At 72.1% G+C, this 20,070-nt stretch carries 24 protein-coding genes; 6 read left to right on the forward strand and 18 right to left on the reverse strand.

The genetic code is table 11. From position 1 onward, the window contains the following. The first annotated feature begins 1 nt into the window (after position 1). Entirely contained in the window at positions 2–646 is a 645-nt protein-coding gene (locus OG514_RS02160) for an ATP-binding cassette domain-containing protein (RefSeq protein ID WP_266890236.1), read from the forward strand. A gap of 15 nt (positions 647–661) precedes the next feature. On the opposite strand, the gene OG514_RS02165 is transcribed toward OG514_RS02160, so the two are convergent. Then, positions 662–1,264 carry a transglycosylase family protein gene (locus OG514_RS02165; RefSeq protein ID WP_266890238.1) on the reverse strand — a complete coding sequence of 201 codons (603 nt, stop codon included), beginning with the start codon at positions 1,262–1,264 and terminating at the stop codon, positions 662–664. A gap of 217 nt (positions 1,265–1,481) precedes the next feature. Here OG514_RS02165 and OG514_RS02170 point away from each other — a divergent pair, with 217 nt between their 5' ends. Both OG514_RS02170 and OG514_RS02175 read left to right on the forward strand, forming a co-directional pair. Further along, entirely contained in the window at positions 1,482–2,264 is a 783-nt protein-coding gene (locus OG514_RS02170; RefSeq protein WP_266890240.1) for a hypothetical protein, read from the forward strand. 164 nt (positions 2,265–2,428) lie between these two features. Beyond that, positions 2,429–2,761, forward strand: coding sequence for a hypothetical protein (locus OG514_RS02175; RefSeq protein WP_266890241.1), 333 nt, complete (start codon positions 2,429–2,431; stop codon positions 2,759–2,761). A gap of 73 nt (positions 2,762–2,834) precedes the next feature. Here the strand turns inward: OG514_RS02175 and der are convergent, their stop codons facing one another. From der to OG514_RS02205, 6 genes are all read right to left on the reverse strand, one after another. Continuing rightward, positions 2,835–4,283, reverse strand: a complete 1,449-nt coding sequence (gene der / locus OG514_RS02180; RefSeq protein ID WP_266890243.1) for a ribosome biogenesis GTPase Der — start codon at positions 4,281–4,283, stop codon at positions 2,835–2,837. A gap of 70 nt (positions 4,284–4,353) precedes the next feature. Beyond that, complete coding sequence (locus OG514_RS02185; protein ID WP_266890245.1) at positions 4,354–4,998, reverse strand: 1-acyl-sn-glycerol-3-phosphate acyltransferase; 645 nt, start codon at positions 4,996–4,998, stop codon at positions 4,354–4,356. Further along, positions 4,995–5,669 carry a (d)CMP kinase gene (gene cmk / locus OG514_RS02190; protein WP_266890247.1) on the reverse strand — a complete coding sequence of 225 codons (675 nt, stop codon included), beginning with the start codon at positions 5,667–5,669 and terminating at the stop codon, positions 4,995–4,997. Before cmk ends, OG514_RS02185 begins: the two co-directional genes overlap by 4 nt. 159 nt (positions 5,670–5,828) lie before the next feature. Further along, entirely contained in the window at positions 5,829–6,917 is a 1,089-nt protein-coding gene (locus OG514_RS02195; RefSeq protein WP_266890249.1) for a prephenate dehydrogenase, read from the reverse strand. Then, positions 6,914–7,276, reverse strand: coding sequence for a chorismate mutase (aroH, locus tag OG514_RS02200; RefSeq protein ID WP_266900721.1), 363 nt, complete (start codon positions 7,274–7,276; stop codon positions 6,914–6,916). The genes OG514_RS02195 and aroH overlap by 4 nt, the downstream gene beginning before the upstream one ends. A 106-nt stretch (positions 7,277–7,382) precedes the next feature. Continuing rightward, positions 7,383–7,547, reverse strand: coding sequence for a hypothetical protein (locus OG514_RS02205; RefSeq protein WP_266890251.1), 165 nt, complete (start codon positions 7,545–7,547; stop codon positions 7,383–7,385). Positions 7,548–7,627: 80 nt separating this feature from the next. Here OG514_RS02205 and OG514_RS02210 point away from each other — a divergent pair, with 80 nt between their 5' ends. From OG514_RS02210 to OG514_RS02220, 3 genes are read left to right on the forward strand one after another with little or no spacing between them, the layout of a single operon-like run. Next, positions 7,628–7,963, forward strand: a complete 336-nt coding sequence (locus tag OG514_RS02210) for a DUF952 domain-containing protein (RefSeq protein WP_266890253.1) — start codon at positions 7,628–7,630, stop codon at positions 7,961–7,963. Between the two features lie 44 nt (positions 7,964–8,007). Beyond that, positions 8,008–8,538: a Rieske (2Fe-2S) protein gene (locus tag OG514_RS02215; protein WP_266890255.1), complete on the forward strand. Its 531-nt coding sequence runs from the start codon at positions 8,008–8,010 to the stop codon at positions 8,536–8,538. Positions 8,539–8,581: 43 nt separating this feature from the next. Continuing rightward, the gene (locus tag OG514_RS02220) at positions 8,582–9,271 is read left to right on the forward strand and encodes a nucleotidyltransferase domain-containing protein (protein ID WP_266890257.1); all 690 of its coding nucleotides are present in this window, start codon (positions 8,582–8,584) and stop codon (positions 9,269–9,271) included. Positions 9,272–9,320: 49 nt separating this feature from the next. Here OG514_RS02220 and OG514_RS02225 read toward each other — a convergent pair whose 3' ends face one another. The 11 genes from OG514_RS02225 to ald all read right to left on the reverse strand — a co-directional run bounded on the left by OG514_RS02225 (position 9,321) and on the right by ald (position 20,000). Further along, positions 9,321–10,091, reverse strand: a complete 771-nt coding sequence (locus OG514_RS02225) for a nucleotidyltransferase domain-containing protein (protein ID WP_266890259.1) — start codon at positions 10,089–10,091, stop codon at positions 9,321–9,323. A 3-nt stretch (positions 10,092–10,094) separates the two neighbouring features. After that, positions 10,095–11,126, reverse strand: a complete 1,032-nt coding sequence (locus OG514_RS02230) for an ADP-ribosylglycohydrolase family protein (RefSeq protein ID WP_266890261.1) — start codon at positions 11,124–11,126, stop codon at positions 10,095–10,097. Beyond that, positions 11,123–11,857, reverse strand: coding sequence for an NUDIX domain-containing protein (locus tag OG514_RS02235; RefSeq protein WP_266900722.1), 735 nt, complete (start codon positions 11,855–11,857; stop codon positions 11,123–11,125). Before OG514_RS02235 ends, OG514_RS02230 begins: the two co-directional genes overlap by 4 nt. A 44-nt stretch (positions 11,858–11,901) precedes the next feature. Next, the gene (locus tag OG514_RS02240; protein WP_266890263.1) at positions 11,902–12,981 is read right to left on the reverse strand and encodes an AAA family ATPase; all 1,080 of its coding nucleotides are present in this window, start codon (positions 12,979–12,981) and stop codon (positions 11,902–11,904) included. Continuing rightward, the gene (pnuC, locus tag OG514_RS02245) at positions 12,978–13,631 is read right to left on the reverse strand and encodes a nicotinamide riboside transporter PnuC (protein WP_266890265.1); all 654 of its coding nucleotides are present in this window, start codon (positions 13,629–13,631) and stop codon (positions 12,978–12,980) included. The genes OG514_RS02240 and pnuC overlap by 4 nt, the downstream gene beginning before the upstream one ends. Before the next feature lie 170 nt (positions 13,632–13,801). Next, complete coding sequence (locus OG514_RS02250; protein WP_266890267.1) at positions 13,802–15,142, reverse strand: pseudouridine synthase; 1,341 nt, start codon at positions 15,140–15,142, stop codon at positions 13,802–13,804. After that, positions 15,142–15,747, reverse strand: coding sequence for an SMC-Scp complex subunit ScpB (gene scpB, locus OG514_RS02255; protein WP_266890269.1), 606 nt, complete (start codon positions 15,745–15,747; stop codon positions 15,142–15,144). The genes OG514_RS02250 and scpB overlap by 1 nt, the downstream gene beginning before the upstream one ends. Further along, complete coding sequence (locus OG514_RS02260) at positions 15,744–16,877, reverse strand: ScpA family protein (RefSeq protein ID WP_266890271.1); 1,134 nt, start codon at positions 16,875–16,877, stop codon at positions 15,744–15,746. The genes scpB and OG514_RS02260 overlap by 4 nt, the downstream gene beginning before the upstream one ends. Positions 16,878–16,921: 44 nt before the next feature. Beyond that, positions 16,922–17,425 carry a hypothetical protein gene (locus OG514_RS02265; RefSeq protein ID WP_266890273.1) on the reverse strand — a complete coding sequence of 168 codons (504 nt, stop codon included), beginning with the start codon at positions 17,423–17,425 and terminating at the stop codon, positions 16,922–16,924. Continuing rightward, the gene (locus OG514_RS02270) at positions 17,410–18,435 is read right to left on the reverse strand and encodes a ParA family protein (RefSeq protein WP_037637819.1); all 1,026 of its coding nucleotides are present in this window, start codon (positions 18,433–18,435) and stop codon (positions 17,410–17,412) included. The genes OG514_RS02265 and OG514_RS02270 overlap by 16 nt, the downstream gene beginning before the upstream one ends. A gap of 449 nt (positions 18,436–18,884) precedes the next feature. Next, the gene (ald, locus tag OG514_RS02275; RefSeq protein ID WP_266890275.1) at positions 18,885–20,000 is read right to left on the reverse strand and encodes an alanine dehydrogenase; all 1,116 of its coding nucleotides are present in this window, start codon (positions 19,998–20,000) and stop codon (positions 18,885–18,887) included. Positions 20,001–20,070 lie beyond the last annotated feature (70 nt).

Raw genomic sequence — 20,070 nt, forward strand, 5'->3', positions numbered from 1 at the left:
CATGAGCATCGAGATCGCCCTGCGCGCCGCCCGGGTCCGCTACGGCCCCCTGGAGGCCCTGCACGGCCTGGACCTGCCCGTCCCGGCCGGCACGGTCACCGTGCTCCTGGGCCGTAACGGCTCGGGCCGTACGACGGCCCTCCGCGCCCTCGCCGGTACCGTGCGGCTCTCGACGGGCCGGGTCCTGTGGCGGGGCACCGACGTGACCCGCTTGTCGGCGCACGAACGGGCGCGCCGGGGCCTCTGTTTCGTACCGGACCGTCAGGCGGTGTACGCGAGCCTCACCGTCGCCGAGAACCTCGCGCTCACGACGCCCGGGGCCCAGCCCTCGTACCCCGAACTCGTCCCCCTCCTGGACCGGACCGCCGGAACCCTCTCCGGTGGGGAGCGCCGCATGCTGGCCCTCTCCCGCGCCCTGCTCACGGCTCACGCGCGCGTGGTGCTGGTCGACGAGCCGTCGCTCGGCCTGGCCCCGCCGGTCGCGGCCCGTACGTACGACAGGCTCGCGGCGCTCGCCGTGGAGGGCGGCGCGGCCGTGGTCCTGGCGGAGCAGCGCGTCCCGGACGGACTGCCGCCCGGGACGCTCGTACACGAGCTGCGGCGTGGCTCCCTCGCGTTCAGCGGGGAGCCCGCCGAGCTCACCTGACGGGAGCGAGGACCCTCACAGCCGGTCGATCCGCAGCATCGTCCCGACGACGACCCGGTTCGGATTCGGCCCGATCAGGCTCCGGTTCGCCGCGTACAGCGCCTGCCAGCCGCCCTTGATCCCGAAGCGGCGGGCGATGGAGCTGAGGGTGTCGCCGGTCTGGACGGTGTGGACGCGCCCGCTGAGCCCGTACCGCTTGGAGCAGACGGGCCAGGCCCCCCATCCCTGGGTGCGGAGCACCTCCTCCGCGACGGTGATCTGCTGCGGCCGAGTCGCCAGGTCGGCGCGTGGGGCGTAGCGCAGTCCGCCGTGCTCGACCCAGGTCGGGTGCCAGAACTGGAGCCCGCCGTAGAAGCCGTTGCCGGTGTTGATGTGCCAGTTGCCGCTGCTCTCGCACTGGGCGACGCAGCCCCACGGCCACTGGTCCGCGGCGCAGGCGTACGAGGGCACGGCGGCGGCCGCGCGAAGCCCGTCGGCCACGTCCAGAAGGACGGCGGACGTGTTCCGGGGCCCCGTCGGCACGTCCCGGGCCTGCGCGGGTGCCGGAGCCAGGGTCAGCAGCGCGGCCGCGGACGCCGCCACGAGAGAACCGGCTGTCCAAAATCGGATCTTCGACATCGGGGCAGGCTAGGCAGCCTCCCGACGCCCCCGGCCCGTGCCGCGCGGAACAGTGTTCACACCCCACCCGGTCGGAGTCACCGGCCCCGCCGCACGAGCCGGTGGCAAGTTGCCTCGCTTCCACGCGTGACCCCGGCCGAGCCTGACCCGTTGAACTCGTCATGAGACGACCGGGAACGGCCCGGCGTCCCCCCGTACCGAGTCCAGGGAGCCCCCCGTGCCGCGCATGCTCGACGTCAGCGAGGACGTACGCGCCGAGATCGGCGACGAAGAAGCGGACCGGCTGCTCGCCGGCGACAACGCCCCGGGCAGCTACGACTGCACCTCCTGCCGCACGCAGGGGGACTCCGAGCAGGAGCGCACCAGCACGGTGCTGTTCGTCGGCGACGAGACCGCGGTCCTCGCGTTCGCCCACGCCAGCTGCATTCCGTCGCAGGTCGTCCGGGTCGCCGAGGAGCAGCTCCAGGGCGCCGTCGCCTCCATCACGGCCTCGGACACCGCCGACGCGCTGTCCGCCGCCCACCCCGAGCAGGCCGTGCTCGGCGTCACCAGCGGTCTCGTCCTGATCGAGGGCGAGCTCCACCCGGCCCTGGTCGTGGAGCCGACCGCCCCGGTGGCCCGCCCGGGTTCGGACGGTCTCACCGACGAGTTCCTGCCGCTCCTGGCCGACCAGGGCTTCCACCAGGTCATGAACCTGGACGAGAAGCCGGCGGTGCTGCCGGGCTGGTCGGTCCTGGTCGCCATGGGCCAGCTGCACTCCGTCCTCCAGCCGGGCCCCGGCGGCGCCGGGCAGGCCGCCTGGTGGCAGGCGCACCAGCCGCTGCAGGTCACCGAGGGCTGGCGCGCGGCGGCCAACAAGTCGCACACGGTGCTGGTCTTCGCCGCCCCGGTGGGCTCGATCGGCCAGCAGCCGCGCGAGGACCTGCTGCGGGACGCCCTCGAGAAGGCCGCGGCGAACGGGCGGCTGGTCGCCGCCGCGATGCCGCTGGCCGGTACCTGATGAACGAGGGGCGGCCGGGCATAGGGTGGACGCGGGTCCCCGGCGTACCGACGGGGTCGGCGGGCTCCGCGGGACCTGCGGTCCCGACCGTGCCACGCCCCCGGCCTGCACCTCTTTCGGAGAGCCGCCCGCATCCGACGGGCGGCGGGGTCGTTGGCACCTACGTGCACGCATACGACCCCTTCCTCCAGCCGTATCCGAGTCAGATCCCTTCGATGCGCCCGGCGCAGGACGTCTCGGCGGGGGCCTCGCCCACGCCGATCTACGACGCCCTGTACTCGGAGTACCGCAGGTCGTTCCGCACGCTGCCGGGTGACCGCAGCGGCGAGGAGGAGCTGACGTTCCGGGCCTTCGGTACGGCGGTGAGCACGGGTGTGTACGGACACGGGCAGGGCCACCGGTACGGCACGTCGTCGTATCCGACGGCGTGGTCGGCGCAGTACCCGTCCACCCCTACGCAGGTGGCACTGCCACCGGGGCCCCGCAGGGGCTTCTAGGGGCACACCGGGGGAACGGCGGAGGGCCGGGGCGCGATCGCCCCGGCCCTCCGCCGTGTCTCACCCCGGAGGGTCACTTCTTGCGGCTGCGCTTCTCGCGCACGCGCACCGAGATGTGGATCGGGGTGCCCTCGAAGCCGAACTCCTCGCGGAGGCGACGCTCGATGAAGCGGCGGTAGCCGGCCTCCAGGAAGCCCGAGGCGAAGAGCACGAAGCGGGGCGGCTTGGTGCCCGCCTGCGTACCGAACAGGATGCGGGGCTGCTTGCCGCCGCGGATCGGGTGCGGGTGGGCCGCGACGATCTCACCGAGGAAGGCGTTCAGCCGGCCGGTGGGGACGCGGGTCTCCCAGCCGGCGAGCGCGGTCTCGATGGCCGGGACCAGCTTCTCCATGTGGCGGCCGGTCTTGGCGGAGACGTTGACCCGGGGCGCCCAGGCGACCTGCTGCATCTCGGTCTCGATCTCGCGCTCGAGGTAGTAGCGGCGCTCCTCGTCCAGCTCGTCCCACTTGTTGTAGGCGATGACGATGGCGCGGCCCGACTCGACCGCCGTCGTGATGATGCGCTGGTCCTGGACCGAGATGTTGTCGGTGGTGTCGATGAGGATGACGGCCACCTCCGCCTTCTCGATGGCGGCCGCGGTCCGCAGGGAGGCGTAGTAGTCCGCGCCCTCCTGGAGGTGGACCTTCTTGCGGATGCCGGCGGTGTCGACGAACTTCCACGTCACACCGCCGAGCTCGATGAGCTCGTCGACCGGGTCGCGGGTGGTGCCGGCCAGCTCGTTGACGACCACCCGGTCCTCGCCCGCCACCTTGTTGAGCAGGGAGGACTTGCCGACGTTGGGGCGGCCGATGAGGGCGATGCGGCGCGGGCCGCCGACGGCGTTGCCGAAGCGCTGCTCGGGGGCCTCGGGCAGCGCCTTCAGGACCTCGTCGAGAAGGTCGCCGGTGCCGCGTCCGTGCAGCGAGGAGACGGGGAACGGCTCGCCGAGGCCCAGGGACCAGAGCATGGTGGCGTCGGCCTCACCGGACTGTCCGTCGACCTTGTTGGCGGCGAGGACGACCGGCTTCCCGGAGCGGCGGAGCAGCCTGACGACGGCCTCGTCGGTGTCGGTGGCGCCGACGGTGGCGTCCACGACGAAGAGACAGGCGTCGGCGGCCTCGATGGCGTACTCGGCCTGGGCGGCGACGGAGGCGTCGATGCCGAGGACGTCCTGCTCCCAGCCGCCGGTGTCGACGACCTTGAAGCGGCGCCCGGCCCATTCGGCCTCGTAGGTGACGCGGTCGCGGGTGACGCCCGGCTTGTCCTCGACGACGGCCTCACGGCGGCCGATGATGCGGTTCACCAGGGTCGACTTGCCGACGTTCGGGCGGCCGACGACGGCGAGGACGGGAAGCGGGCCGTGGCCGGCCTCCTCGATCGCGCCCTCGACCTCTTCGACGTCGAAGCCTTCTTCGGAGGCGAGCTCCATGAACTCCGCGTACTCGGCGTCGCCAAGTGCCCCGTGGTCGTGCTGGTCGTTCATGAAGTCCGTTCCTTGATCATTCGTGGTCGGTGGGTCCCCGGGCCGCGGGGCCCACTACTGAAAGTCTCGCTCAGCGCCCGGTGAGGCGCCTGGCGTTTTCCAGGTGGTCGGTGAGCTTCCCCTGGATTCGTACGGTGGCCTCGTCGAGCGCCTTGCGGGTGCGCCGGCCGGAGCCGTCCCCCGCGTCGAAGGCGTCACCGAAGACGACGTCGACGCGGGCGCGCAGCGGAGGCAGTGCCTTGACCAACCGTCCGCGGCGCTCCGTGCTTCCCAGCACGGCGACCGGGACGATCGGCGCGCCGCTGCGGACGGCGAAGTACGCGAGGCCCGCGCGGAGCGAGGCGAAGTCGCCGTCGCCCCGGGTGCCCTCGGGGAAGATCCCGAGGACGCCGCCCTGCTCCAGGACGCCCAGGGCGTTGCCTATCGCGGTGCGGTCGGTGCTGTCACGGTCCACCTTGAGCTGCCCGATGCCCTCCAGGAAGCTGCCGAGCGGGCCGACGAACGCCTCCTTCTTGATGAGGAAGTGCACGGGGCGCGGTGCGGTGCCCATGAGCATGGGGCCGTCGATGTTGTGCGCGTGGTTGACGGCGAAGATGGCGGGGCCGGAGGTCGGCACCCGCCAGGCGCCGAGGACGCGCGGCTTCCAGAAGCCGTACATCAGTCCGATGCCGATGCGTCGGCCGACGGCGGCGCCCCTCCCGGAGGGCAGGGTCACTTCGCGTCCGCCCTCTTCTCGTCCACCAGGGTGACGACGCACTCGATGACCTGGTCGAGCGTGAGCTCGGTGGTGTCGACCTCGACGGCGTCGTCGGCCTTGGCGAGCGGGGAGGTCTTCCGGCTGGAGTCGGCCGCGTCCCGCTTGATCAGGGCTTCCTTCGTCGCGTGCACGTCGACGCCCTTGAGCTCGCCGGAGCGGCGGGCGGCGCGGGCCTCGGGCGAGGCGGTGAGGAAGATCTTCAGGTCGGCGTCGGGGAGGACGGTGGTGCCGATGTCCCGGCCCTCGACGACGATGCCGTGCTCGGCGCCCTTGGCGATGGTCCGCTGGAGGTCGGTGATGAGCTCCCGCACCTCGGGGACGGCGCTGACGGCGCTGACCTTGGAGGTGACCTCTTCGGTACGGATGGGTCCGGCGGCGTCGGCTCCGTCGACGGTGATGGTGGGCCGCGCCGGGTCGGTGCCGGAGACGATGACCGGCTTGGCGGCGGCGTTGGCGACGGCTTCGGCGTCGTGGACGTCCACGCCGTTGCTGATCATCCACCAGGTGATCGCCCGGTACTGGGCGCCGGTGTCGAGGTAGCTCAGACCCAGCTTGGCGGCGACCGCCTTCGAGGTGCTGGACTTGCCCGTGCCGGAGGGCCCGTCGATGGCGACGATCACGGATTCCACGGTGGGAACACCTTCCTGGGGTGAGTGGCAGGACCCGGCGGGGATGCAAGGGACCTCCCCAAGGTTACCGAGTCCCACGCACCCGTTCGGCCCAGCCCGTGCCGGGGCCGGGCGGAGGCGCCCCCTGGGCGCTCCCTCGCCCCCGCCAGGGCCCTGCCGTCAGCTCGTCCGCAGGGCCCAGCCCCGCTCCTGGAGGGCCGCGCCGAGGACGGGGGCGGCCGAGGGCTCCACCATGAGCTGGACGAGACCCGCCTGCTGGCCGGTCGCGTGCTCGATGCGGACGTCCTCGATGTTGACCCCCGCGCGGCCCGCGTCGGCGAAGATGCGGGCCAGCTCGCCCGGCTGGTCGCTGATGAGGACGGCGACGGTCTCGTAGACCGTGGGGGCGGCGCCGTGCTTGCCGGGGACGCGGGAGCGGCCGGCGTTGCCGCGGCGCAGGACGTCCTCGACGCCCAGGGCGCCGTCCCGGCGCTTCTCCTCGTCGGCGGACTGGAGGGAGCGCAGGGCGCGGACGGTCTCGTCGAGGTCGGCGGCGACACCGGAGAGCACGTCGGCGACGGGTCCGGGGTTGGCGGAGAGGATGTCGATCCACATGCGCGGGTCGGAGGCCGCGATCCGGGTGACGTCCCGGATGCCCTGCCCGCAGAGGCGTACGGCCGACTCCTCGGCCTCCTCCAGGCGCGCGGCGACCATCGACGACACGAGCTGCGGGGTGTGGGACACCAGGGCGACCGCCCGGTCGTGGGCGTCGGCGTCCATGACGACGGGGACGGCCCGGCACAGCGCGACGAGCTCCAGGGCGAGGTTCAGGACCTCGGTGTCGGTGTCCCGGGTCGGGGTGAGGACCCAGGGCCGCCCCTCGAAGAGGTCAGCGGTCGCGGCGAGCGGGCCGGAGCGTTCCTTGCCGGCCATGGGGTGCGTACCGATGTACGGGGTGAGGTCGAGGCCCAGGGCCTCCAGCTCGCGCTTGGGGCCGCCCTTGACGCTGGCCACGTCGAGGTAGCCGCGGCCGAGCCCGGCGGTCATGGCCTCGGCGAGGGTGGCGGCCACGTGCGCCGGGGGTACGGCGACGATGACGAGGTCGACGGGGCCCGCGGGCTCCTCGTCGGTGCCGGCGCCGAGCGCGGCGGCCGTGCTGGCGCGCGCCGGGTCGTGGTCGCGCAGATGGACGGTGACGCCCCGGCCGGCGAGGGCGATCGCCGCGGAGGTGCCGATCAGTCCGGTGCCGATGACGAGCGCTGTTCTCACTGGGCGATGTCCTTGCGCAGAGCGGCCGCGGCGCCGAGGTAGACGTGCGCGATCCGTGACTTGGGGAGTTCGGTCTCGACGTGGGCGAGGAGCCGGACGACCCTCGGCATGGCGCCCTCGATGTCGAGTTCCTGCGCGCAGATCAAGGGGACGTCGACGATGCCGATCCGGCGGGCCGCGGCGGCGGGGAAGTCGCTGTGGAGGTCGGGCGTGGCCGTGAACCAGATGCTGATGAGGTCGTCGGCGCCGAGCCCGTTGCGTTCGAGGACGGCGGTGAGCAGCTCTTCGACCTGCTCACTCATGTGCCCGGCCTCGTCCCGCTCCAGCTGGACGGCTCCTCGGACCGCTCGTACCGCCACGTCGTGCTCCTTCGCCTGCGTCATTGCTCCGATCAGCCTAGTCAGCGGTGGGGACGCGGCGTCGCGGCGCCCGCCCTCCGAGACGGAGGGCGGGCGGCGGGCGCGGTCAGAGCTGCTGCTGCCGGATGATGTCCTCCAGGGAGCCCTGGGGCACCGAGCCGTTCGGGGTCAGTCTGTCGACGGCCTGCGGCAGCGAGCGGGCGATCTGGTCGGCGGCCTCCTGCGGGGTCGTTTCCCGCCATGGTTCTGCCTTTCGTCCGGTTCGGAACACGCTCAATGTCACTCGAACCGGGGCGTTCCGCCACTCGGGGTACATCCCCGGCCACGGAACCGCACGGTAGAAAGGTCGGCATGTTGCTGCACGTCGTACCGCTGGCCGACTGGTCGGCCGCCCCCGATGCCCCGTACGCCCCGCCGTCCCTCGCCGCCGAGGGCTTCGTCCACTGCTCTCCGGACGAGGCCGCGGCCCTCGTGATCGCCGACGCCCGCTACCGGGACGTGCCGGGCCCGCTCCTGGTGCTCGTGATCGACGAGGAGCGGCTGGCCGGGGAGGTCCGCCGGGAGGGTTCGGGGGAGGTGCTCTTCCCGCATGTGTACGGGCCGATCGAGCGGGAGGCGGTGACCTCGGTCCTGGAGGTACGGCGGGACGCGGACGGCCGTGCGAGGGAGCTGACCCCCTGGGTGTAGGCGTGTTGCGGGACCCGGCGGCTCCGCGGCGCCAAGGTGGCCGTATGACTTCACGCGTCACGAACCTGACTTCACGCGCCGCGAGCCGCCGCACCGTCCTGGTCGGCGCCGCGGCCCTGACGGCGGGCTGCGGCTCGGACGACGGAGGCGACGGCGGTACGACCACCAGCGCCCCGGCCTCCCCGAGCGACACCGCCGGCACGAGCGCGGCGGCCACCCCCGGCACGAGTGCGCCGGCCACCCCGAGCGCCACCGCCGAGACGAGCGCCTCCCCCGTCGCCCCCAGTGGCAAGGCCCTGGCCAAGACCTCCGACATCCCGGTGGGCGGGGGCACCGTCTTCGACGCGGAGAAGGTGGTCGTCACCCAGCCCACGGCCGGGGAGTTCAAGGCGTTCTCCGCGATCTGCACCCACCAGGGCTGTCTGGTGAACAAGGTCGCCGACGGCACCATCGACTGCCCCTGTCACGGCTCCAAGTACCGCATCACCGACGCCGCGGTGGTGGCGGGACCGGCTCCCCGCCCGCTGCCGGCCGAGCAGATCACCGTCTCGGGCGACTCGATCACCCTCGTGTAGCCCTGACATAGCCCTGTCATAGCCCTGCCGTAGCCTGACCGGCATGACTCCGGACGAGCTGGTGCGCGAACACACGATCTACTCCTGTGTGATGGGCTCACGCGCCTTCGGTCTCGCGACCGAGGGCAGCGACACCGACGTCCGGGGCGTGTACCTCGCCCCGACGCCGTTGTTCTGGCACTTCGACAAGCCCCCCGCGCATGTGGAGGGGCCGGGCGAGGAGCAGTTCAGCTGGGAGCTGGAACGCTTCTGCGAGCTGGCCCTGCGCAACAACCCGAACGTCCTGGAGTGTCTCCACTCCCCCGTGGTCGAGCACGTCGACGACCTCGGCCGCGAACTGCTCTCGCTGCGTGGCGCCTTCCTCTCCCGGCAGGCCCACCAGACCTTCGTCCGCTACGCGGGCGGGCAGCGCCGCAAGCTCGACGCGGACGTGCGCCAGTACGGCCACCCCCGCTGGAAGCACGCCATGCACCTGCTGCGCCTGCTGACCAGCTGCCGGGACCTGCTGCGCTCGGGCGAGCTCCGGATCGACGTCGGCGAGGAGCGCGAGCGTCTCCTCGCGGTCAAGCGCGGCGAGGTGTCCTGGCCCGAGGTCGAGTCCTGGATGAACCGTCTCCAGGAGGAGGCCGACCACGCCCTCGACGCGACCCCGCTCCCGGCCGCCCCGGACCACGCGCGCGTGCAGGACTTCCTGATCCGCGCGCGCCGCGCCTCGGCGACGGACGTGCGCTAGGGGGCGTGCCGGGCGCCGCGGGCGCTGTGCGGGACTTTCGAAACACCCCCTAGCTGCTCTTCGACCGGGCCCGTACGACCAGATCGTGCAGCAGGTCGTGGGCCCGTACCGCCGTCTCCCCCAGAGCGGACGCGGCCTGCGCCTCGTCCAGGACCCCGTGCAGGACTTCGGTCTCCGCCCGTACGTCCTCGATCGCCAGGTCCGCGAGCCCGTGTTCCGCCGCCGCCTTCGCCTCGACGAGGTCGGGCAGCCGGGCCGGCGCCTCGGCGACCTCCTCGACCAGGGTCGGCAGATGGGCCTGCACCTCGCCCGACCTCATCAGGTGGATGCCGGTGAGCAGCGCCCGGTAGGTGTAGAGCAGCGGCTTGAGCTCCCCGCTGCTCTCGAAGAGCCGCCACTGCGTCCCGGCGAAGCCCCGGTAGTGGTGGGCGTGGTGGGAGGTGAGCACCTCGGGCACGAGGGAGACCAGCTCCGCGTGGGTCTCCGTGGTGTGCGCGACGAGCGGGGAGGTGAGCTGCTCCAGGACGTAGCCGTTGCGGCGCAGCATCAGCCGGGCGAGCTTCCGCAGGTCGTGCGTGACGAGGTCCATCTCGACGCCGTCCCGGTCCCACATCCGGCTGCGGGTCTCCTCGGGTTCGCGCAGCCCGATGAGCGCGTCCACCGGCAGCAGGTGCGCACCGCGCAGGTCCACGTCCGAGTCGCGGGACGGGAACCCGTACAGGTGCGCGCCGGAGACCGTCGCGAAGAGCAGGGGGTCGGGCTGCTCGGCCACGACGGCGGTGAGGTCCACGTGTTGTGAGGGGTCGAGAGTGAGCGTCATGGGTCAAGCGTCCCAGAGCGCGCCGAAGGTCAGCAGGTCGCTCCGGTACTCGATGTGCTCCTCCCACTCCTTCGGCCAGGCGTCCGCGCCGAGGTGGGCGCCGGCGAAGGCGCCCGCGAGAGCGGCGATCGAGTCGGAGTCGCCCCGGGTGCAGGCGGCCCGGCGCAGGACGGTGAGGGGCTCGTCGGGGAAGAGCAGGAAGCTGAGGAGCCCGGTCGTGAGGGCCTCCTCGGCGATCCAGCCGTCACCGGTGTACGTGCAGGGGTCGAGCTCCGGGTCCGCCGTGCGCTGGACGGCGTCGAGGCGTTCCAGGACGGCCAGGCACTCGTCCCAGCCGCGCTCGATGAAGTGCCGGGCGGAGGGGTCCTGGGAACGGGTCCAGAGGTCGCCGAGCCAGTGCTCGTGGTAGCGGGAGCGGTTCTCGTACGCGTACGAGCGCAACTGTCCGACCAGTCCGGCCGGGTCCACGCCCTGGGCGAGGAGGTGGACGGCGCGGGCGGTGAGGTCGGAGGCGGCGAGCCCGGTCGGGTGGCCGTGGGTCAGGGCCGCCTGGAGCTGCGCGGCGCCGGCCCGCTGCTCCTCGCTCAGCCCCGGGACGAGCCCGATGGGTGTGACCCGCATGTTGGCGCCGCAGCCCTTGGAGCCGATCTGGCTCGCGTCCTGCCAGAGCCGGTCGCCGTCGAGGAGCGCACAGGCGCGGAGGCAGGTGTTGCCGGGGGCGCGGTTGTTCTCGGGTGAGTGGTACCAGTCGACGAACTCGTCCCGTACGGGCCCGGCGAGGCCCTGCGGGGCGAGCACTCCGTGGTCCATCGCGGTCCGGATGCCCCGGGCGAAGGCGAGCGCCATCTGGGTGTCGTCGGTGACGTACGCCTTCCCGTCGCGGACGGGCAGCGGCATCTCCCGCCAGGGCCCGACCTTCGCGAGGATCGAGGGCACGTCGTTGAACTCGGTCGGGAAGCCCAGCGCGTCGCCGAGCGCCAGCCCGATCAGGGAGCCGGTCGCGGCCCGCTTGACGGCGGTGCGGGTGAGGTTCACGTGGATCGTCCTTCCGGTCGCAGGAGGGGCGGGTGGAGGGTGGTGGCCCCGCCCGCCCGGTAGAGAGCGGCCGGTTTCCCCCGTCCGCCGGTGAGGCGCGGCGGTCCTTCCACTGCCTGGACGAAGCCGGGCGTGGCGAGGACCTTGCGCCGGAAGTTGGGGCGGTCGAGCTCGACGCCCCAGACCGTCTCGTAGACCTGCCGCAGCTCGCCGAGGGTGAACTCGGGTGGGCAGAAGGCGGTCGCGAGGCAGGTGTACTCCAGCTTGGCGCCGACCCGTTCGTGGGCGTCGGCGAGGATGCGGTCGTGATCGAAGGCGAGCGGCCCGTGCGTCCCGTACGGCATCCACCGCGCCTGGGCCGCGTCGCCGCCGCCGCGCGGCTCGGGCGGATCGGGTACGAGCGCGGTGAAGGCGACGGAGACGACCCGCATCCTCGGGTCGCGGTCCGGCTCGGTGTAGGTGCGGAGCTGTTCGAGGTGGAGTCCGTCGACGGTGGCATCGGAGAGCCCGGTCTCCTCGGCGAGTTCGCGGCGGGCGGCCCGCTCGGCGGACTCGCGGGGCAGGACGAATCCCCCGGGGAGCGCCCAGGACCCGGCGTACGGCTCCTGGCCGCGCTCGACCAGCAGGACGTGGAGGCGCTCCTCGCGGAGGGTGAGGACGGCGAGGTCGACGGTGACGGCGAACGGCTCGAAGGCGTACGGGTCGTAGCCCTCGGGCACACCCGCCGGCACCCGGTCGCCGTCGTCGGCCGCGCCCGTCGGCGCCCGGTGGCCGGTCATCGTCGCTCCGGCAGCGGGTCGGTGAGGTGCCAGCCCTCGGCGAGCAGCCCGTCGACGGCGGCGACCGCGGCCGCGAGGCGTTCCTCGTGCGGACCGCTGAGGACGGCCGTGCGGCGGCCGCTATGGGTGAGCTGGGTGAGGAAGCGGGCGGTCATCCAGGGCCGCAGGTGCTCCCCGTCGCGGAGTCCGTCGTCCTCGAAGTCGACGCCCCGGTGGTCGGTGAGCAGCCAGAGGTGCTGCCGGCCGTGGGCGGCGATCTCGCCGGTGGCGGGGCTGGTGGTGCCCATGTAGCGCTCGTGCCAGATGGTGGTGGCGAAGGCGTCGGTGTCGCAGAAGAGGACGGGCGAGCCGTCGCGGGCCGCCTCCTCCTCCAGTTCGGCCTGGCGCTGGGCGATGACGGGGAAGTCGGAGGAGTGGAAGGTGACGTCGGCCCAGTCGGCGCCGGGGCGTTCGGCACGGAGTTCGGCGAGCTTGAGTTCGCTGTACTCGCGCCCGTACTCCGGTACGTACCGGGTGCGGGCCCAGACGCCGCCGCGCCGCCGGTAGTGGTCGGCGAGGGCGAGGGCCATGGTGGTGGTGCCGGTGGACTCGGCGCCGAGGACGACGACGCGCCGGGTGAGCGCGGAGCGTACGGGCGGCTCCAGGAAGTCCCAGCAGCCGACGGGGTCAGCGCGGACGGCGGTGCCGGAGACGGGGTGGCGGGTGCGCTCGGGGTCGACGCAGACGGACTCGGCGCCGAACCGGCGGGCGAGTTCCTCCCCGTACGGCTCCGAGGTGAAGACGGCGTCGACGTGCTCGGGCACGGCGGCCCGGAAGACGGCCATGTGGGCGTCCCACACGTCGGGGTCGTGGAGATCGACGGGGATGTCGTCGACGGCTCCGACGACGAGGGCGTCGGGGTGGATCTCGCGCATCCAGGCGACGCGCTCGTCGAGCGGGACGGACTCCACGGAGGAGGCGCAGACGAGCACGGTGAGGCGTTCGCAGCGGTCGAGGGCCGTGCGGACGAGATGGTGGTGGCCGGCGTGCGGCGGATAGAACTTGCCGAGGACGAGGCCGTGTCCGTAGCGCTTCATGCCGCCGCCTCCACCTGGAGGGCGCGGCGCGCGGCATGGTCCTGGGTCCAGCCGCGCAGACCGAGGACGCAGAGCGCCATGAAGCCGACGTACAGCAGGGAGGTCAGGTACAGCTCCTTGTACGCGTACAGCGGTACGTAGACCACGTCGGCGGCGATCCACAGCCACCAGGACTCCAGGCGCTTGCGGCACTGGCCGTAGGTCGCCAGGAGGGAGAGCGCGGTCGTCAGGGCGTCCCAGAAGGGGACGGTCGAGTCGGTGGCGCGGTCGAGGAGCAGGGTGAGGGCGAGGGTCCCCACCACCCCCGCCGTGATCAGCCACGTCCACTCGGTGCGCGTGGTGCGGCGCACCGGGAGGGCGTCGGAGCCTGGTCCACCCCCGTGGGTCCAGGTCCACCAGCCGTACACGGCGAGGGTGATGAAGACGATCTGGAGGCCGGCGTCGGCGTAGAGCCCCGCCTGCGTGAAGAGCAGGACGAAGAACAGGTTGTTGGCGATGCCGATGGGCCAGTTCGCGAGGTGCTGGCGGGCGACGAGCCAGACGCAGAGCGCCCCGCTGCCGAATCCCAGGACCTCGGTCCAGCTGACCGGGGTGTCCAGGACGGTGAAGAGCGGCTGCTGCAGGGGTTCGAGGATGCTTGCGAGGCTCACGCCCGCCTCCTTAAGAGTCATGTTGACTATAAAGGGGGACGGGCTCCGGCCACAAGGTGGAAAAGCGGGGAGCACGGGCACGAGCGCGGAGACGGACACGGACACGGACACGGAAAAGCCCGTGACCGGCGAGCGGTCACGGGCTTCTCGGGTACAGCGGGCCAGGGGCCTTACATGCCGACTTCCTTCATCAGCATGCCGACCTCCGTGTTGGTGAGCCGGCGCAGCCAGCCCGACTTCTGGTCGCCCAGACCGATCGGCCCGAAGGCCGTACGGACCAGCTTCTCGACCGGGAAGCCGGCCTCGGCCAGCATGCGGCGCACGATGTGCTTGCGGCCCTCGTGCAGCGTGACCTCGACCAGGTAGTTCTTGCCGGTCTGCTCGACCACGCGGAAGTGGTCGGCCTTGGCGTAGCCGTCCTCCAGCTGGATGCCGTCCTTGAGCCGCTTGCCGACCTCGCGGGGCAGTGGGCCGGTGATGGCGGCCAGGTAGGTCTTCTTCACGCCGTACTTCGGGTGCGTGAGGCGGTGGGCCAGCTCACCGTGGTTGGTGAGCAGGATGATGCCCTCGGTCTCCGTGTCGAGCCGGCCGACGTGGAAGAGGCGCGTCTCGCGGTTGTTGACGTAGTCGCCGAGGCACTGGCGGCCGTCCGGGTCCTCCATCGTGGAGACGACACCGGCCGGCTTGTTCAGCGCGAAGAACAGGTGCGACTGGGTGGCGACGGTCAGGCCGTCCACCTTGATCTCGTCCTTCTCCGGGTCGACGCGCTTGCCCTGCTCCAGGACGATCTCGCCGTTGACCTCGACGCGGGCCTGCTCGATGAGCTCCTCACAGGCGCGTCGCGAGCCCATGCCGGCGCGGGCGAGGACCTTCTGCAGCCGCTCGCCCTCCTGCTCGGCGCCCGGGAAGGTCTTCGGGGTCTTGATCTCCGGACGGTTCTCGTACCGCTCCCGGTTGCGCTGCTCGATCTTGGCCTCGAGCTCGCGCGAGCGGGCCGGGGCCTGCCGCTGGCCGTGCGGGCCACGACGGGGCGGCATACCGCCCTGAGGGGCCTTGGGGCCGCCCTTGGCGCCGCCGCGGGCCGCGGAGCCGCGACCCTTCTTCGGGGCCTCGGAGGGGGGGCTCACGTCGTAGGAGCGCTCCTCCGGGCGAGGCCGGCGCGGGTTGCTCGGGCTCTTCTGGCCGTCACGGCCGCCGCCGCCCTGGTAGCCGCCACCGCCGCCACCCTGGTAACCGCCGCCGCTGCCACCGCGACCGCCACCGCCGCCGCCCTGGTAGCCACCGCCACCCGAGCCGCCACGGCCACCGCCGCTGCCACCGGAGCCGCTGCCGCCGCGGTAGCCACCGCCACCGCTGCCGCTGCCGCTGCCGCCACCGGAGCCCCGGTAGCCGCCACCGCCGGCGCCGCTGCCACCGCGGCCGCCACCGCTGCTGCCGCCGCGGCCGCCGCTGTTGCCACCACGGCTCCCGCCGTTGTTTCCGCTGCTGTTCCTGCCGCTGCTGCTTCGCATCAAACTTCCGTCTTGTCGTCGTCGTCCTCACGATCCGGTGCATCCGGATCGAACGACGGGACCCCTTCCAGTGAGTCCGGCTCGACCGCCTCCGCCTCGGGGAGGAAGGGCGCGAGCTCGGGGAGCTCGTCCAGGCCGCGCAGGCCCATCCGCTCCAGGAAGTAGTTCGTCGTCCTGTACAGGATCGCACCTGTTTCGGGTTCCGCGCCCGTCTCCTCCACCAGACCCCGCTGGAGGAGGGTCCGCATCACGCCGTCGCAGTTGACTCCGCGGACCGCGGAGACCCTGGAACGGCTGACCGGCTGGCGGTACGCGACGACCGCGAGGGTCTCCAGGGCCGCCTGGGTGAGCCGGGCCTGCTGGCCCTCCAGGACGAAGGCCTCGACGGCCGCGGCGTGCTCGGCGCGGGTGTAGTAGCGCCAGCCGCCGGCCACCTGCCGCAGCTCGAAGCCGCGGCCCTGGACGGTGTACTCGTCGGCCAGCTCGCGCAGGGCGTCCGCGACCTCGCGGGGGGTGCGGTCCAGGACCTTGGCGAGATGCGCCTCGGTGGCGGGCTCGTCGACGACCATGAGGACGGCTTCGAGGGCGGGCTTGAGGTCGCTCATGCGGTGGTCTCCTGGTCGAACTCGTCGGTCACGGCCCCGGAGGGATCCGTCTCCCCGCCGGTCCAGGAGACCGTGAGGTCCCCCAGGGCGGTCTCCTGGTCGAGGGCGACGGCCTTCTCGCGGTAGAGCTCCAGGAGGGCGAGGAAGCGGGCCACGACGGTGAGGGTGTCGTCCCCGACGTCCTCGATCAGCTCCCGGAAGAGCGCGCTCCCGCGCTCCCGCAGCAGCGAGACGACTACGGCGGCCTGCTCGCGGACGCTGACCAGCGGGGCGTGGATGTGGTCGACGTACACCTGGGGCTCGGCCTTGGGCTGCATGGCCTTGACGGCCAGCCTGGCGAAGCCCTCGGCACCGATGGAGATGACGACCTCGGGGAGCAGCTCGGCGTGGTGCGGTTCGAGTCCGACGGTACGGGGATGGCGGCGGCCCTCGGCCTCCCAGCGCTCCTCGAAGATCGCCGCGATGCGTTTGTAGGCGCGGTACTGGAGGAGCCGGGCGAAGAGCAGGTCGCGGGCTTCCAGGAGCGCGAGGTCGGCCTCGTCCTCGACCTCGGCGGCGGGCAGCAGCCGGGCGGCCTTGAGGTCGAGCAGGGTGGCGGCGACGACGAGGAACTCGGTGGTCTGGTCGAGGTCCCCGTCGGGTCCCAGGGCGCGCAGGTGCGCCATGAACTCGTCGGTGACCTGGGAGAGGGCGACCTCGGTGACGTCGAGCTTGTGCTTGGTGATCAGCTGGAGCAGCAGATCGAAGGGCCCCTCGAAGTTCGAGAGCCGCACGGTGAACCGCCCGTCCCCCGCCTCGGTGGACTCAGCGGCCTCAACGGAGTCACTGGCCTTACCGGAGTCACTGGCCTTACCGGCCTCACCGGAATCGCCGGCTTTACCGGCCTCACAGGAATCGCTGGACTCGTCGACCTCACCGGACTCGCCGGCCGGAGGGCCGACGGCAACCGCATCGGCCTCCGGCTCGGGCGCGGCCCCGGGCCCTGCCGCTTCCTCCCCCGCCCCCGCGACAGGTGCGTCGGCGGGCGGGGCAGGGGGCAGCGGGACGGCGGCGGCCTCCTCCGGCTCGCCCGGGCCGCGGCCCAGAAGGCGGCGGTGCGGGCGGGACGTTTCGTCAGAGGCGTGGTGCATGGAGGTCCAGGGGAACGGGGAGCGCGGCAGCCCGCAGGCTACCGTCAGCGGCCGCGCAGGCGGCGCACGAGGATGCTCGCGTCGCCGCGGGACTCCAGGTCGGCCAGGACGACCGCGACGGCCTCCCGGACGATCCGGCCCCGGTCCACGGCCAGGCCGTGCTCGCCCCGGAGTACGAGCCGGGCGTGCTCCAGGTCCATCAGCTCCTCGGCGGAGACGTAGACCGTGATCTTCTCGTCGTGGCGCTCACGGCCGCTGGGCCGCCGGTTCGGGGCCCGGCCGCCGCGCCGCCGGGCCGCCGCAGGGGCGGGCACCGCGGCGGAGGGCGCGGACTTCGGAGCGGCACTCTCGGGCTCCGTCGTCCGGGCGCGGGGTTCCGTCGCCTCGGAGTCCGCCGCCGTGTGCTCCGCGGAGCCCTCGGCCGCCGTCGTGTCGCTCTCGCCCGCGGGTGCCGGGACGGCCCTGCGGGGTGCGGACGCCTGGAGCGCCGTCCCCCCGGTCGTACGGAAGAGTTCGTCGGCGCCGGGCAGACTCACTCGGCGTGACACCGGGCGAGCACCTCCCTGGCGAGCTGACGATAGGCGGCGGCGCCCACGGAGTTGGAGGCGTACGTGGTGATGGGCTCGCCGGCGACCGTGGTCTCCGGGAAGCGCACCGTCCGCCCGATGACCGTGTGGTAGACGTGGTCGTCGAAGGCCTCGACGACGCGCGCGAGGACCTCACGGCTGTGCACGGTGCGGGAGTCGTACATCGTGGCGAGGATGCCGTCGAGCTCCAGCTCGGGGTTGAGCCGCTCCTGGACCTTCTCGATGGTCTCGGTCAGCAGCGCCACTCCACGGAGCGCGAAGAACTCGCATTCCAGCGGCACGATGACCTTGTGAGCCGCCGTCAGGGCGTTCACGGTCAGCAGGCCGAGCGAGGGCTGACAGTCGATCACGATGTAGTCGTAGTCGTTCATCAGCGGCTTCAGGGCGCGCTGGAGCGTCGACTCGCGCGCGACCTCGCTGACGAGCTGGACTTCGGCGGCCGAGAGGTCGATGTTGCTCGGCAGCAGGTCCATGTTGGGTACGGCGGTCTTGAGGAGGACCTCGTCCGCCGACATGCCCCGCTCCATGAGCAGGTTGTAGACGGTGAGGTCGAGCTCCATCGGGTTCACGCCGAGACCGACCGACAGGGCTCCCTGCGGGTCGAAGTCGACGAGCAGCACCCGTCGTCCGTACTCCGCGAGCGCGGCACCCAGGTTGATGGTCGACGTGGTCTTGCCCACGCCGCCCTTCTGGTTGCACATCGCGATGATCTTCGCGGGTCCGTGGTCGGTCAGCGGACCCGGGATCGGGAAGTACGGCAGGGGCCGTCCGGTGGGGCCGATCCGCTCGCGGCGCTGCCGGGCAGCGTCGGGTGCGAGGGTGGCCGCGTACTCCGGGTCGGGCTCGTACTCGGCGTCGGGGTCGTAGAAGTGCCCCTCGGGCACCTCGTCAAAGGCGGCGAAGTGGGTGGACTCTCGGCCCATCTCGTTGCCGGCCGTGGCGTTCACGTGTAGGCCGTCCATCGTCTTCATCGTGTGGGCTGTCGTCATGGGCTGGTGCGTCGCGAAGGTCCGCACCGCGACGGAGCCGATCGGAGCACCTGGCGCACCGCTCCCGGGAGTAATTGTCGACTCATTCACAAGTCGTCTTACCTCCTTGGATGTCACCAGGAACATTTATCGATAGGTCAGCGTGGCACCATGCCGACGGTTGGCGACTCTATGGCGTGTCACCGCTCCGCAGCAACACAATCCGCCGGACCCGGCCCGATGTGTCGGCAACCGAACACCTCTCTGTCAAGGGTGCGCAGGCATGCATCCACACGTTTCAGGGGTGTGCGAAACGGTTAAAGGGTTACGTTCGAGGCGAGTTGGCCGAACGTTCCGCCGGGTCCGGACACACATCCGGCCGGACCTTGTCGAACAAGGTCCGGCCGGGTGTGTGGCATTGACGGCACGCGTTGACGGCGGTGCCGCGAGGGTCAGCCCAGGAGGGTGCTCAGCTCGACGTGCTCGAGGCCGTGCGCCTCGGCGACCTCCTTGTAAACCACCTTGCCGTCATGGGTGTTGAGGCCCAGACCGAGCGCGGCGTCGCGGCGCAGCGCCTCGACCCAGCCGTTGTTCGCCAGCGACACGATGTAGGGCAGCGTGGCGTTGGTGAGGGCGTAGGTGGAGGTGTTCGGGACCGCGCCGGGCATGTTGGCGACGCAGTAGAAGACCGAGTTGTGGACCTGGAAGGTCGGCTCGGCGTGGGTGGTCGGGTGCGAGTCCTCGAAGCAGCCGCCCTGGTCGATCGCAATGTCGACAAGGACACTTCCGGGCTTCATCTTGGCGACGAGCTCGTTGGTGACCAGCTTCGGGGCCTTGGCGCCCGGGATGAGGACGGCGCCGATGACGAGGTCGGCCTCGACGACGGCCTTCTCCAGCTCGTAGGCGTTGGAGACGATCGTCTGCACCTTGGTGCCGAAGATCTTGTCGGCCTCGCGGAGCTTGTTGATGTCACGGTCGAGCAGGGTCACGTGGAAGCCCATGCCGACGGCGATCTGGGTGGCGTTCCAGCCGGAGACGCCGCCGCCGATGACGACGGCCCTGCCGGCGTGGGTGCCGGGCACGCCGCCGGGGAGGACGCCACGGCCGCCGGCCGAGCGCATCAGGTGGTACGCGCCGACCTGCGGGGCCAGGCGGCCCGCGACCTCGGACATCGGGGCGAGCAGCGGGAGCGCGCGGTTCGCGGTCTCGACGGTCTCGTACGCGATGGCGGTGGTGCCGGACTCCAGGAGCGCGTCCGTGCACTCCTTGGAAGCGGCGAGGTGCAGGTAGGTGAAGAGCGTCTGGTCCTTGCGGAGACGGTGGTACTCCTCCGCGATCGGCTCCTTGACCTTGAGCAGCAGGTCGGCGGTGGCCCAGACCTCGTCGGCGGTGGGGAGGATCTCGGCGCCGGCGGCGACGTACTCCTCGTCCGTGATCGAGGAGCCGACACCGGCGTTCTGCTCGACGAAGACCTGGTGGCCGTGGCGGACGAGCTCGTGGACACCCGCAGGGGTGATGGCCACGCGGAACTCGTTGTTCTTGACCTCGCGGGGGATGCCGACCTTCATCGTCGATCACGGTCCTTGAATCAGGGGGGATACATGGGGCACTGCGATACATACCCGGATGCACTGCGGC

Source organism: Streptomyces sp. NBC_00572 (assembly GCF_026341815.1).
GTDB lineage: Bacteria > Actinomycetota > Actinomycetes > Streptomycetales > Streptomycetaceae > Streptomyces.